At 71.5% G+C, this 13087-nt stretch carries 10 protein-coding genes and 3 pseudogenes; 7 read left to right on the top strand and 6 right to left on the bottom strand.

Going from position 1 to position 13087, the window contains the following annotated elements; translation table 11 throughout:
* Positions 1-4 precede the first annotated feature (4 nt).
* Positions 5-962: pseudogene (locus WBA97_RS31410) on the top strand (helix-turn-helix transcriptional regulator).
* Here the strand turns inward: WBA97_RS31410 and WBA97_RS31415 are convergent.
* The 3 genes and pseudogenes from WBA97_RS31415 to WBA97_RS31425 form a co-directional block, all read right to left on the bottom strand.
* Entirely contained in the window at positions 952-1554 is a 603-nt protein-coding gene (locus WBA97_RS31415; RefSeq protein WP_424234587.1) for a TetR/AcrR family transcriptional regulator, read from the bottom strand. The pseudogene WBA97_RS31410 and the gene WBA97_RS31415 overlap by 11 nt on opposite strands.
* Positions 1555-1739: 185 nt before the next feature.
* Positions 1740-2636, bottom strand: coding sequence for a VOC family protein (locus tag WBA97_RS31420; protein ID WP_424234588.1), 897 nt, complete (start codon positions 2634-2636; stop codon positions 1740-1742).
* Positions 2633-3165: pseudogene (locus WBA97_RS31425) on the bottom strand (RNA polymerase sigma factor). The gene WBA97_RS31420 and the pseudogene WBA97_RS31425 overlap by 4 nt, the downstream one beginning before the upstream one ends.
* 83 nt (positions 3166-3248) lie before the next feature.
* Here WBA97_RS31425 and WBA97_RS31430 point away from each other — a divergent pair.
* The 4 genes from WBA97_RS31430 (at position 3249) to WBA97_RS31445 (ending at position 6598) form a co-directional block, all read left to right on the top strand.
* A complete protein-coding gene (locus WBA97_RS31430) occupies positions 3249-4058 on the top strand; it encodes a DUF3097 domain-containing protein (RefSeq protein ID WP_424234589.1) in 810 nt (269 codons plus the stop codon).
* Positions 4059-4094: 36 nt separating this feature from the next.
* Complete coding sequence (locus tag WBA97_RS31435) at positions 4095-4523, top strand: NfeD family protein (protein ID WP_424234590.1); 429 nt, start codon at positions 4095-4097, stop codon at positions 4521-4523.
* A gap of 122 nt (positions 4524-4645) precedes the next feature.
* Positions 4646-5938, top strand: a complete 1293-nt coding sequence (locus tag WBA97_RS31440) for an SPFH domain-containing protein (RefSeq protein ID WP_424234591.1) — start codon at positions 4646-4648, stop codon at positions 5936-5938.
* A 207-nt stretch (positions 5939-6145) separates the two neighbouring features.
* Entirely contained in the window at positions 6146-6598 is a 453-nt protein-coding gene (locus WBA97_RS31445) for a protein-tyrosine phosphatase family protein (RefSeq protein WP_424234592.1), read from the top strand.
* Here WBA97_RS31445 and WBA97_RS31450 read toward each other — a convergent pair.
* The gene (locus WBA97_RS31450) at positions 6555-7511 is read right to left on the bottom strand and encodes a sucrase ferredoxin (protein ID WP_424234593.1); all 957 of its coding nucleotides are present in this window, start codon (positions 7509-7511) and stop codon (positions 6555-6557) included. The genes WBA97_RS31445 and WBA97_RS31450 overlap by 44 nt on opposite strands.
* Before the next feature lie 139 nt (positions 7512-7650).
* Here WBA97_RS31450 and WBA97_RS31455 point away from each other — a divergent pair, with 139 nt between their 5' ends.
* Together WBA97_RS31455 and WBA97_RS31460 are read left to right on the top strand one after the other, a co-directional pair.
* Entirely contained in the window at positions 7651-9390 is a 1740-nt protein-coding gene (locus WBA97_RS31455) for an ABC transporter ATP-binding protein (protein WP_424234594.1), read from the top strand.
* Positions 9383-11125 (top strand): ABC transporter ATP-binding protein, encoded by a 1743-nt coding sequence (locus tag WBA97_RS31460; protein ID WP_424234595.1) that lies wholly within the window; start codon positions 9383-9385, stop codon positions 11123-11125. The genes WBA97_RS31455 and WBA97_RS31460 overlap by 8 nt, the downstream gene beginning before the upstream one ends.
* Here WBA97_RS31460 and WBA97_RS31465 read toward each other — a convergent pair whose 3' ends face one another.
* Both WBA97_RS31465 and WBA97_RS31470 read right to left on the bottom strand, forming a co-directional pair.
* On the bottom strand, positions 11126-11920 hold the full coding sequence (locus tag WBA97_RS31465; protein ID WP_424234596.1) for a methyltransferase domain-containing protein: 795 nt from the start codon (positions 11918-11920) through the stop codon (positions 11126-11128).
* A gap of 170 nt (positions 11921-12090) precedes the next feature.
* Positions 12091-13052: pseudogene (locus tag WBA97_RS31470) on the bottom strand (helix-turn-helix transcriptional regulator).
* Positions 13053-13087 lie beyond the last annotated feature (35 nt).

A 13087-nucleotide genomic window follows, 5' to 3' on the forward strand; every position in this document is an offset into this window, starting at 1 on the left:
CCGCATGTTGGAGACGTCGGCTCGGCTGTTGAAGCTGCTGTCGTTGCTGCAGGCGCGGCGAGGCTGGTCGGGTGCGTTGTTGGCGGAGCGGCTCGGGGTGACGTTGCGGACGGTGCGGCGTGACATCGACCGGCTTCGCGACCTGGGTTATCCGGTGGTGGCGCAGCCAGGGGTCGCCGGTGGCTACTGGCTGGAGGCGGGTGCGGCGATGCCGCCGCTGCTTCTGGATGACGACGAGGCGGTGGCGGTCGCGGTGGGGCTGCGGACGGCGGGCACGGTGACCGGCATCGAGGAGACGTCGGTGCGGGCGCTCGCGAAGCTGGAGCAGGTGCTGCCAGCGCGGTTGCGGCACCGGGTGAACGCGGTCGGGCAGGCGACGGTGTCGCTGGCGCACCGGGGTCCGACGGTGGAGCCCGCGCTGCTCACCCGGTTGGCGACGGCGTGCCGGGACCGGGACCTGCTGCGGTTCACCTACGAGCGGGCCGACGGGTCGTCGTCGCCGAGGACGGTCGAGCCGGTGCGGCTCGCGTGCACTGGGCGGCGTTGGTACCTGCTGTGCTGGGATCGGTCGGCGGAGGAGTGGCGCACGTTCCGGGTCGACCGTATTGCGTCGGAGCCGTCGGTGGTGGGCCGGTTTCCACCTCGGGAGCCACCGACCGACGACGTGGCCGCGTACATCTCGCGGGCGATCTCGAACGCGCCGTACCGGTATCAGGGGAAGGTGTTGCTGCACGTGCCGGCCGAGGTGGCGGCCGAGCGGGTGTCGCCCGCGTCGGGGGTGATCGAGGCGCGGGATGCCGATACGTGTGTGTTGCATGTGGGTGGGCCGTCGCTGGACGACTTCCCGGTCTACGTTTGCGCAGATCGGTTTCGAGTTCGAGGTGCTCGAGCCGCCGGAGCTGGTGGAGCAGGTGCGGGTGCTGGCCGGGTTGTTCGGGCGGGCGGCCGGGTTCAGCCGCTGAACAGCCGGTCGAGGTGGTCGTCGAGTGCCTGCTCGGCGTCCGGTGCGCAGTGGTGGCCGACGAGCACGTGGGTGATGAGGCCGTCGAGCACGGCGAGGAGGGTGCGTGTCTCGCGGGCGGGGTCGAGGTGGACGGCCACCATGCCGCGGCGCTGCCCGCGCCGGAGCTGGTCGACGATGAAGGCGTGCAGGTCGGCGTGTTCCTTGCGGAGGCTGGCGGCGAACTCGGCGGACACCGCGGACCGGGCGAGGAACATGAGCAGGAAGTGCGCTTCGACGGTGCGCTCCTCGTCGAGTGGCAGCAGCTCGGCGAGCGCCTCGCGGACGATGTCCCTCGGTTCGGGCTCGTCGGCGCCCGGTGGGTCCTCCCGCTGACTCACCCGTGCCGCGATGCGGTCGGTGAGCAGGTCGTACGCGAAGGCCAGCAGCTCGTCCTTGGTCGTGAAGTAGTGCTGGACCTGGCCGAGCGACATGCCGGCGGCCGCGGCGACGTGCCGCATGGTGACCGCCTCGATGCCGCCGTACGCGGACACCCGCCACACGGACTCGGCGATGGTGGCCCGGCGCGAACGATGATCGACCTTCTTGGGCATGGCTTTCCAATACAGAAGACTTGGGGGTGCGGCCACGCCTCGTCTTCGAGTGCGCGCCCACGGTCACGGCGGGGAGCCAGCCGACGACGGAGCGCGACGTGACCGCCTTTGACGTGCACGCCTTTGACGTGCACGGTACTCGATGCCCTCGGGCGCCTATGTGTTCGCCATTGCCCTCAGTGCTGTCAATCGATTGGCTGCCACAGCTGGAAGTGTGTGCCCTGGTTGTCGGTGCACTCCGACAGCAGGCCGTACGGGTGCCTGGTCACCTCCTCGGCCTCACCGCCGGCCGCGCGGACCCGTGCGGCGGCCGCCACGATGTCGTCCACCCGGAAACACAGCTGCACCTCTGGTGCCGTGTCCTGCGGTGACCACATGCCCAGCTGCGGGCGCGTCTCATCGGTGCCCCACGAACCCGGCGTCCCGCCCGGCGTGAGCGGTACCTGGAGCACCGCCTCGTAGAACTCCCGTGCCCGCACCGTGTCCGGGGTCACGATCGTCGCGCGAACGACGTCGCCCTGTCGCAGCCGTGTCGCACCGCGCGGCGGCTGGAGCAGCAGCCAGCGGTGACCGAACGGGTCCACGACCACCCCGGCCCGGCCGTAGGGCTCCGTCCTTGGCTGCCGTTCGACCACGGCGCCGCGGCGTTGTGCCAATACAACTGTCTCGTCCACGTTCGGCACCTGCAGGTGGAGCGAGTGGCTGAACGTCGTCGGCGCGTCGGGTGCGCGCACCGGCACGTCGGGGTAGAGGTCCGATGCCTCGGCGAACATCAGCACGGCGTCGCCGATGTCGACCTCCATGTGCCCGACCGTGCCGTCGGCGTCGACGTGTGCCTCCCCGCGCTGCCGGGCGCCGAAGACCTCCGTGTACCAGTCGAGCGCCGCCCGCGCGTCGGACACCACGAGGTAGGGCGTCAGCGACGGCGGCCACGCCGGTTCTCTGCGAGTCATCTGTACTGCCATGGTTTCTCCCTGGTCGAACACGGCGCGGGTCAGACGCTCCCGCAGCCGTGCGGTGAATGACGGGTCGGGTGCCACCGGGACGGCCGGCTCGCGCAGCACGTCGAACGGGTCGGTCATGACGAGCCCTCCTCCCGATAGCTCCTGCGGAACGCGGTGCGGGCCCGCACCAGCAACGCCTCCGTCGCGTGAGGGTCCTGCCGAGACAGTCCGCGACCTCGCCGACCGGCAGCCCGTCCACGTACCGCAGCGTCAGCGCCGCCCGGTGGTGCGGGCCGAGCCCGGCGAGGACCGTGCGGGCGCGGATCGCGTCGACCGCCTCGTCCCATGGGTCCTCGCGGTCCTCGGCGCCGCCGTCGACGAGCCGCAGCCCGCGCTCCTCGCGTGCGAGGCGCCGCCAGTGGTCGGCGAGCTTGTGCCGCGCGACCCCGATCAGCCATGGCACGGTCGGCTCCGGCGCGCCCGGGGTGCGGACCGCGACCACCGCGGCCAGGAACGCGTCCGCGGTCAGGTCCTCGGCGAGCGACCGGTTCCCGCAGCGCGCCAGCAGGTAGCCGTAGACGTGCGGTAACGCCTCGTCGTACCGTGCCAGCAGGCCCAGCGCCGGGTCCGGTGCTGATGCCGATGCCGGGCCTTCTCGCGTGCCCATGTCCCCATCGTCGTCCGGGACACGCGTTCTCCGACGCCCTCGGTCCAAAGTTTTCGCCACCAACCTCGATAGGGTGACCAGCCGTGCGATCGGAGAACTACGGCGACATCCTGGCCCGCGGCCGGGCCCGCAAGCAGATCCCGGAGGTGGCCGCCGAACCGGGCCTCGTCGCGGAGGACCCGGCGAGCGGCTTCACCGGCGCCGTCGTGCGGTTCGAGAACGGCAACGTGGTGCTCGAGGACCGGCACGGCCGCCACCGTCTGTTCCCGCTCACCCCGGCGGGCTTCCTGATCGACGGCAAACCCGTCACGCTCGTCCGGCCCACCCAGAAGAAGGCGCCCGAACGAGTGATCTCGGCGTCCGGGTCGGTGCGCGTGACGGGCCACACGGCTCGCACCGCGCGCGACAGCCGGCTGTGGGTCGAGGGCATCCACGACGCGGAACTCGTGGAACGCGTGTGGGGCCACGACCTGCGCGTCGAGGGCGTGGTCGTGGAGCCGCTGCACGGCATCGACGACCTGAACGCGCTGGTCACCGAGTTCGGCACCGCGCCGCACCGCAGGCTGGGCGTGCTCGTCGACCACCTCGTGAAGGGCAGCAAGGAAACCCGCATCGTCGACTCGGTGCGTGACCCGAACGTGCTGGTCACCGGCCACCCGTACGTGGATGTGTGGCAGGCGGTGAAACCGGCGGCGGTCGGCATCGGGCAGTGGCCGGCGATCCCGCGTGGCACGCCGTGGAAGGAAGGAATCTGCGCGGCCCTCGGCTGGGGAGAACCGGCCGACGGCTGGCGGCACGTGCTCGCCGGTGTGCGCAGCTACAAGGACCTGGAGACACCGCTGATCGGCGCGGTGGAGCGGCTCATCGATTTCGTCACCACCGGTGAAGAGTAGTGACCAGGGTGGCGTGGGTCTGAGATCATTGCCGCTATGGCCGCATTGTTCTGGCTCATCGGTGGAATCGCGCTGATCGCCGCTGAGATGCTATCCGGGGATTTCTTCCTGCTCATGGTCGGCGTCGGCGCGCTCGCGGGTGCGGGCACCGAGGTGATCTTCGGGAACACCCTGGTCAGCTGCGCGGTGTTCGCGCTGGTGTCGATCGGGCTGGTGACGTTCGCGCGGCCCTGGCTCAAACGCAGAATGCACGGCGAGCTCGTGCACACCAACGCCGATGCGCTGATCGGCCGCAAGGCGGTCGCCGTGTCGATGGTCGACGCGAGCGGCGGGCAGGTGCGACTCGACGGTGACGTGTGGTCGGCTCGCGCGTTCGACGACAAGCAGGCGATCGAGCCGGGCGCCAAGGTGACGATCGTGGAGATCGCCGGCGCGACCGCCGTCGTGCTGGCGGACTTGGATTGACCGGCGTGGGGGTGGACGCGTGCCGACTTCTGGTGGATGCCACCCCGACATGCGCATGTTCGGGTGGCTGATGTGATCTACTTCCACAACACCGCCCAGGAAGCGCCGTCCGGAGTGGAGGCATGTTGATCATTCTCATCGTCGTCGCGGTCGTGGTTTTGTTCGTACTCACGGTCGTGGTGAAGTCGATCCTCGTGATCCCGCAGGCTCAGTCCGCGGTGATCGAGCGGCTCGGCCGGTTCCGGTCGGTCGCCGAGCCCGGCCTGAACTTCCTGGTGCCCTTCCTCGACCGTGTCCGTGCGCGCATCGACCGCCGCGAGCAGGTCGTGTCCTTCCCTCCGCAGCCGGTGATCACCCAGGACAACCTGACGGTGTCCATCGACACGGTCGTCTACTTCCAGGTCACCAACCCTCGTGACGCGGTGTACGAGATCTCCGACTACATCGTCGGTGTGGAGCAGCTGACCACCACGACGCTTCGTAACGTGGTCGGTGGCATGAGCCTGGAGGAGACGCTGACGTCGCGTGACTCCATCAACGGCCAGCTGCGTGGTGTGCTGGACGAGGCCACCGGCCGGTGGGGCATCCGCGTCGCGCGTGTCGAGCTGAAGGCGATCGATCCTCCACCGTCCATTCAGGACTCGATGGAGAAGCAGATGCGCGCGGACCGGGAGAAGCGCGCCATGATCCTGACCGCGGAAGGTACCCGCGAGGCGGCGATCAAGACCGCGGAAGGCCAGAAGCAGAGCCAGATCCTGTCCGCGGAGGGCGCCAAGCAGGCGGCGATCCTCGCGTCCGAGGGTGAGCGGCAGTCGCGGATCCTGCGGGCGCAGGGTGAGCGCGCGGCGCGGTACCTGCAGGCGCAGGGACAGGCGAAGGCCATCGAGAAGGTGTTCGACGCGATCAAGGCCGGCAAGCCGACGCCGGAGGTGCTCGCGTACCAGTATCTGCAGACGCTGCCGCAGATGGCGCAGGGCGACGCCAACAAGGTCTGGATGCTGCCCAACGACTTCGGCAAGGCGCTCGAAGGTTTCGCGAAGGCGCTGGGCGCCCCCGGCGACGACGGGGTCTTCCGGTACGAGCCGCCCGCCTACGAGCCGCCCGCGCGCCGCGACGATGACGACGACGAGATCGAGAGCTGGTTCGACACCTCGACCGACCCGCAGGTCGCCGAGGCGGTGCGCGCGGCGGAAGCCGTTGCGCGCCAAGAGGTCCCGAGCCCGCTGTCCAAGCCCGCCGCACCAGCGGCGCTGTCCCGGCCGCCGCTGCCTGCCGGTCCGCCGGAGCCGGAGCCCGCGCCGGAACCGCTGCCCCCGGCCTACGAGCCGCCGGGGCTGGGTGGTCCTCGGACACCGCCGCCCGGGCGTCCGAACGAGTCGACGGAACTGTCCGACGAGCCGCCGCGCTATCCGTAACCTCGTCAGCGACCTGGACCGCGATGGCCCCGATTCCCGGTGGGAGTCGGGGCCATTGTTGTGCGGGACCGAAGAATTGCCGGCGATGGGTTCCGTTGTGGGCGGCTGGGGATTATGGGGCGCGATTGTCTCCCCACGGGGACACGTCCCGGTTCGCGGTCAGCGGAACGGGGACGACCGGGCCCTCGGATGCTCCATAGTGGTCGAATGACCCGGCTCGATGACGCGATCCAGCTACCCGACGGCGCCTGGGTACGGGGGCGTGGACTGCGCAACCCCGCACCCGGCGGTGCGCCGCCCGAGTTCGGGCTCTACCTCGGCTCCAGGAAACTCCGGGCGCGGCACTCGTTCACCTGGCCGCACGAGTGGCTCGACTGGCCGGACTTCCTGCTCCCGCGCGACACCAGCGCCGCGGTCACCCGGATCCGCGACCTGCACCGCCGCGCGCTCGACGGACAGCGCGTCGAGGTCGCCTGCGGCGGTGGGGTCGGGCGCACCGGCACCACCGTGGCCGCGCTCGCGATCCTCGCGGGTGTCCCCGCCGCCGACGCCGTGTCGTGGACCCGCGCCACCTACCACCCCCGCGCGGTCGAGACCCCGTGGCAGCGCCGCTGGCTCACCGCCCGGTTCGCCCCGGCGCTTCGGGCGGGCGCTGACTGACCGCGCTGACTGACTGCGCCGACAACGCGACCGCCGGGGTCGGGTCCGCGCCACAGCTCGCCGCGCGGCCGTCAGAAATCTCCTGTTCGGTGACCGCCACCCGCCATGCCCGGCCGTCCCGGTGCGCGACCGTCACCAGCCAGCCGTCCTCGACCGGCTCTTCGACGGTCGTCACCGTCAGCGCGTCCAGGTCGGTGATGCCCGTCGACTCGCGCACCGCCACTTCCGCGACCTGGCCGGGCGGGGACCACGTGGACCGGCCGCGGCAGTCGGTCAGGTCGGGCCCGCCCGCCAGCAGACGCGTCGCCGAGTCGATGGTCAGCCGGCCGTAGGAGTACCCGGTCGGCAGCAGCACCGCGGTCGGCGCGAACCGGTGCCCGCCGATGTGAGTGCACTCCCACACCCGCTCGCCATGCGTGACCGCCAGCTCGTCCGCGATCGGACGGCCCAGCAACGCACAGCACACGTCGCGCCTGCCGTTCGTGCACACCAGCAGCAGCGGATCCGATACAGGTGTACCGAGTAACCCGGGAACCCCGGCGCCCGCCCGGGCGAAGTCCAGGTCGAGGAGCTGCTTGGGGTCGGTGAGCATCGTGCGTTCCAGCCAGGTGCGGCCTGGCGCGGTGTGCGCGAGGTAGACGTGCCTGGGCACCGGACGGTGCCGGTCGGGGTGGCGGCCCGGCCTGCGGATCAGCACGATCCGCACCCCGGTCCCCGCCGCCAGCGCGGCGAGCTCCTTCGCGACACCCTCGTCGAGGTGGCTCGCCGACAGCGCCTCCCGGCCCCACGGTCCCGGCTGTTCGATCGCGAGCCATGACCGGGCGAACGCGGCCGTGCCCGCGAGCGGCTCACCGAGCGCCGAGGACTGCGCCGCGCATCTCGGTTGCCGGGCAGGAGTGCGGTTCGCGTGCATTGGCATCAGCGTCTCACGACTGGCAGTGGCGTCACGCTCGTGGTCACGTCGAGTGAGGTCCTGTTCCGGCGCACCCGCTACGCCAGGAGCGGAACCGACATCCGGAAAACGACTGACGCGGATGCATAGGGTGGGAATCATGCGGCCGAAGGTCCCCTACGCCGATCCGGGTGTGCCAGACGCGCGCGGCCCGCTGCGCTTCCTGTGGTGGCTCGTGCGGATGCAGCGCTGGCGGGTAGCGCTCGGAGCGACGCTGAGCACCACATGGATGGTGCTGCTCATGCTCCCGCCCTACCTGTTGGCCCGCGCTATCGACGACGGGTTGCGCGCCCGCGATCTCGGCGCGCTCGGCTTCTGGGTCGTGGTGCTCGCCGTGTCGGGGGTGGCCACCGCGGGCATCGGGGTCATGCGGCACCGCACGATGACCTTCATCCGCAACGACGCCGCCTACCGCACCGTCCAGGTGGTGATCCGGCACGCCGTGCGGGTCGGCGCCGAACTCCCGCGCCGCGTCACCTCCGGAGAGGTGGTGAGCATCGGCGCCGCCGACCTCGACCGCATCGCCCGCACCATGACCTCCACCGGGCCGGGTGTCGGCGCGATCGTCACCTACGGCACGGTCGCGGTGCTGCTCGTGTCGATCTCCCCGCTGCTCGCGGCGGTGGTCCTGGTCGGTGTGCCACTGTTCGTGCTGTCGATCGGGCCGCTGCTCAACCGGTTGCGCCGCACGGAGTCGGTGTACCGGGAGAACCAGGGCGCGCTCACCGCCCGCGCGGGCGACATCGTCGCCGGGCTGCGAGTGCTGTGCGGCATCGGCGGCAAGGACCTGTTCGCGAAGCGCTACCGGGACCGCTCACAGGCACTGCGTGCCGAGGGCTACCGGGTCGGCGCCGTCGCGAGCTGGATCGAGGGGGTCGGCGTCGGGCTGCCGAGCCTGTTCCTCGCGGCCGTCACGTGGCTCGCGGCACGCATGACCGCGGCGGGCGAGATCACCATCGGCGAGATGGTCGCCGTGTACGGGTATGTCGCCGTGCTGTCCACGCCGGTGTACTTCCTCATCGAGGGCGCGCAGGACATCAGCCGCGGTCTGGTCGCCGCCCGCCGCGTGACGAACGTGCTCACCCTCGAACCCGCCGTCAAGGACGGTGGCAGGTCAACCGTATCGGCACCGGCCGGGGCAGCGCCGCTGCACGATCCCGACAGCGGGCTGACCGTCCGGCCGGGCGAGTTGCTCGCGATCGCGGCCACGACCCCCGCCGAGGCCAGCCAGCTGGTGGACCGGCTCGGCCGCTACACCGACTCGGCGGTGACCTGGGGCGGCCGCCGGTTGTCGGAGATCCCGCTCGCCGACGTGCGGTCCCGCGTGCTGGTCGCCGACAACGACGCCTACCTGTTCGCCGGTGCGCTGCGGGACGTGGTCGCCGCCCGGATCGGCGGTGACGACCAGGCGGACGACCGGGCCGTCGCCGACGCCATCCGGGTCGCGATGGCCGAGGACGTGGTCGACGCGCTGCCCTCTGGCGCGGACTCGTTCGTCGACGCGCAGGGCCGGTCCCTGTCCGGCGGGCAGCGACAGCGGCTGCGGCTCGTGCGCGCGCTGCTCGCCGACCCCGAGGTGCTGCTGCTCGTGGAGCCGACCTCGGCGGTCGACGCGCACACCGAGTCGGTGGTGGCCGCGCGGCTGCACGCTGCCCGGCGAGGCCGCACCACCGTGCTGGTGGCGACGTCGCCGCTGCTGCTCGACCGCGCCGACCGCGTCGCGTACCTGGCCGACGGACGGGTCGCCGCCACCGGCACCCACGCCGACCTCCTCGCGACCCAGCCCGGCTACCGGACCGTCGCGTTCCGCGGCAGTGAGGAGGACCTCGTCCGTGACTGACAGCTGGCGGCTGCCCGTCACCGGCGCACGCGGGGTGCGGCGGGCCGGCATGGACATCGTCCGCGCGGACCCCGGCGCCACAGCGCTGGTCGTCGTGACGACCTGCCTCGCGGCCGCCGCCGGGCTCGGCGCGCCGTGGCTCATCGGCCGGATCGTCAACCAGGTCGAATCCGGTACACCTGACCTGGCAACCGTGGACCTGCTGGCACTCGCCATCGTCGCGTTCGCGGCCGGGCACATGGTGCTCACCCGGTTCGCCCGCTACTTCGCGCACCGGTTCGCCGAACGTTCCCTCGCCCGGCTGCGCGAGGAGTTCGTCGGCCGGGCGCTCGCGCTGCCGACCGCGGTGGTCGAACGTGCCGGTACAGGTGACTTGATGTCCCGCACCACCGCCGACGTCGCGACGGTGGGCGCCGCCCTGCGCGACGCCGCGCCCGAGGTGTTCATGGGCACGCTGCAGGCGACGCTCATCTTCGGCGCGATGTTCCTGCTGAGCCCACCGCTGGCGGGGCTCGCTCTCCTGGGCATCTCCGGGCTGTGGTTCGCGGGCAGGTGGTACCTCAAGCGCGCCAGGGTCGCCTACCTCGCGGAGGGCGCGGCCACCTCCGAGCTGTCCGAGTCGATCGCCGCCACGGTCGACGGCGCGCGGACGATCGAGGCGTTCAACCTGCGGGCCCGACGGGTGGCCGACGGCGACGTGGCGGTCCGGGAAGGCTTCCGCACCAAGGTCCACACGCTCTACCTGCGCAGCGTCCTGTTCCCGATGATCGACCTCACCAGCATCACGGCGATGGTGGTCGTGCTGATGGTCGGTGGCGTCATGTACTTCGACGACCTGGTGAGCCTCGGTGCGGTGATCTCGATCGGCCTGTACGCGATGCAGCTGATCAACCCCATCAACCAGGTGCTGATGTGGCTGGAGCAGGTGCAGCGCAGCGGCGCGTCGCTCGCGCGGCTGAAGGGGGTCGGCGAGGTCGAGCCAGCGCCGGTGGGCGACGCGACGCCCGACGACGACCGGCTCGAGGTCGCCGGCGTGCGGTACGCGTACAGCGGTGGCCGGGATGTGCTGCACGGCGTCGACCTTTCGGTGCGGCCGGGGGAGCGGCTCGCGATCGTCGGCCCGTCCGGGGCGGGGAAGTCCACGCTCGGGCGGCTGCTGGCCGGGGTGGACGTGCCGAGAGCGGGCCGGATCACGGTCGGCGGCGCGCAGGTCGCGCTGCTCGCACCGGAAGAGCTGCGGCGGCGGATCGTGCTGGTCACCCAGGAACACCACGTGTTCATCGGCACCGTGCGCGACAACCTCGCGATCGCCGCGCCGGACGCGGACGACAACGCGATGCACGCGGCACTCGCGGCCGTCGACGCGACGTGGGTGCGGGAGCTGCCGGACGGGCTGTCGACCGAGCTGGGTGCCAACGCCATGGCACTGGACGCGCCACAGGCCCAGCAGCTCGCGCTCGCGAGGGTCGTGCTCGCCGACCCGCACACGGTGATCCTCGACGAGGCCACCGCGCTGCTCGACCCGGCCACCGCACGCCACGCCGAACGCGCGATGGCCGCCGTGCTGGCCGGCCGTACGGTCATCGCGATCGCCCACCGACTGCACACCGCGCACTACGCCGACCGCGTGGCGGTCATGGCCGGTGGCCGCATCACGGAACTGGGCAGCCACGACGAACTGGTAGCGGCAGGCGGCGAGTACGCCACCCTGTGGCGCCACTGGCATGGGGAGTAGCTAAGGCATGTCCCTTTTGCGGGCCCATGCGGTGATCATCGGTGCGAGTGTGAGGTCCATGTCGCCGAGGGCGAGGTTGGCGAGATGTGTCTCGATCTCCTCCTCCGTCGCCAACTCCGCGGCCAGCAGCTCGTCGCGGACGTGCCGGACCGTGGCCGCCTCCAGGATCGAGCACGCGGGTGACGCGATCGGGGAATAGGCCTCCGCTCGCACGTCACTCAGGCCTGACTCACGCAGCAGCCGGGGCAGCGTGCGACCGTACGCGAGGTCCGCGCCGCGCTCGGCCATCAGTGTCCGGATCCGGGCGCGCAGGCGGTTCGCCAGCTCCTCGGCGGGGCCGCGCTCGTCCGGGCAGGCGAGCGGCTGCAACGCGGGGTCCGCATCCTCGATCACCAGCCATCCACCCGGACGCAGTGCGTCGACCAGGACTCGCAACGCGGCCGCGCGGTCGGAGAGGTGGACCAGTACCAGCCGCGCGTGAACCAGGTCGAACGTCTCGGACGGCGGCGGATCGCGGAGCACGTCGTGGCGGCGCACCTCAAGGACACCATCCGCCGCGGGCTCGGTCCACGACACGTCGATGTCGGTGGCCAGCACCCGCCCACTCGGTCCCACTCGCTCCGCCAGGCCCCGCGGCACCGAGACACCGCCCGCGCCCACTTCCCAGCACCGCCATCCTTCGCCGAGACCAAGGTCGTCGAGGTGGCGGAACGTCCACGGATCAAACAACTCGGCGAGCGCGACGAACCGCTCGCCCGCCTCCGGGCGGCGGTTGTCAAGCAGGTAACGGTTCACCACACCAGCTTGGCCCGGTCGACCTGGTGTGGACACAGACATTGACGAACGTCACGGACTGCTCCAACTCGGCGGGTTCGCCGCGGGCAGCTCCGCAGGCGGCTCAACGACACCATGATGTCCTTTGGCCTCAAGCATTTCTACGAGAAGGCCACCGGCTGGCTCTACACCTACGACGTCGGGCCGCTGCCCGTGCCGGCATAACGCGCGACCAGCTCCGCACCCAGCCGCGCCAGCTCCGCACGTACCTCGGGGGAGTCCTCGACATCGAGCATGGCGCCCCACCCGGCGAGCGGCTGCGCGATCATGAGGGGAGTGGGCGCGGCCGGACCCGGACCCGGCCGTCGTCGAGCGTGTCGAGCACCTCGCAGTGCCGCCCGTACTGGTCCCGCAGCACGAACACGAACCGCGCCGCCACCAGAACCGTTGCCGAGACAAGCGACCTGCGTCGCTCGACCTCGGTGACGACCCCCTCCCACGCCGACGACAGGTCGAAGTCGGCAGGCCGGTCGAACGTCTCGGCAGTCATCTCCGCGTCGGCGATACGGTCGACCCGGAACGTCCGCTGACCGCGTTCGGTGCCGGCGACCAGGTACCAGATCTCGTCCTTGTCGACCAGACCCCACGGCTCGACGGTCCGCACGGCACGCTCCCGCCCACGCCCCTCATAGGTGAACCGCACCGTCCTGCGCCCCACCACCGCCTGCTGCAACAACGCGACCACAGGTGAGCGCTCCCGGGAGCGCTCACCCCAGCGCGCCGGGTCCAGGACCACGGCGTCCGCTGCGGCCTCGGCATCGGCACGGAACGTGCCGGGCAGCGCCCGAACAAGCTTGCGGAGCGCGGCCTTCGCCTCCGGGGCGACCGCGGCCGCGGGCCCGACCAGCAGGAACAACGCCTGCGCCTCGGCCGAGGACAACCCGGACAGGTCCGTGCGGGCACCGCCGACGAGCGACCAGCCGCCACCACGGCCGGGCTGCGGGTACACCGGGATACCCGCGGTCGACAGGGCTTCGAGATCCCGCCGCGCCGTGGCGACGGAAACCTCCAGCTCATCGGCGATCTCGGCGGCGGTGACCCGGCCACGCGCCTGCATGAGCAGGAGGGTCGCCACAAGACGGTCGGCACGCATGACCCCATTCTCCCCGGAAAAGTGCGCAATCGGTG

The sequence above is a fragment of the Actinophytocola sp. genome, assembly GCF_049647105.1.
Taxonomy (GTDB): Bacteria; Actinomycetota; Actinomycetes; order Mycobacteriales; family Pseudonocardiaceae; genus Actinophytocola.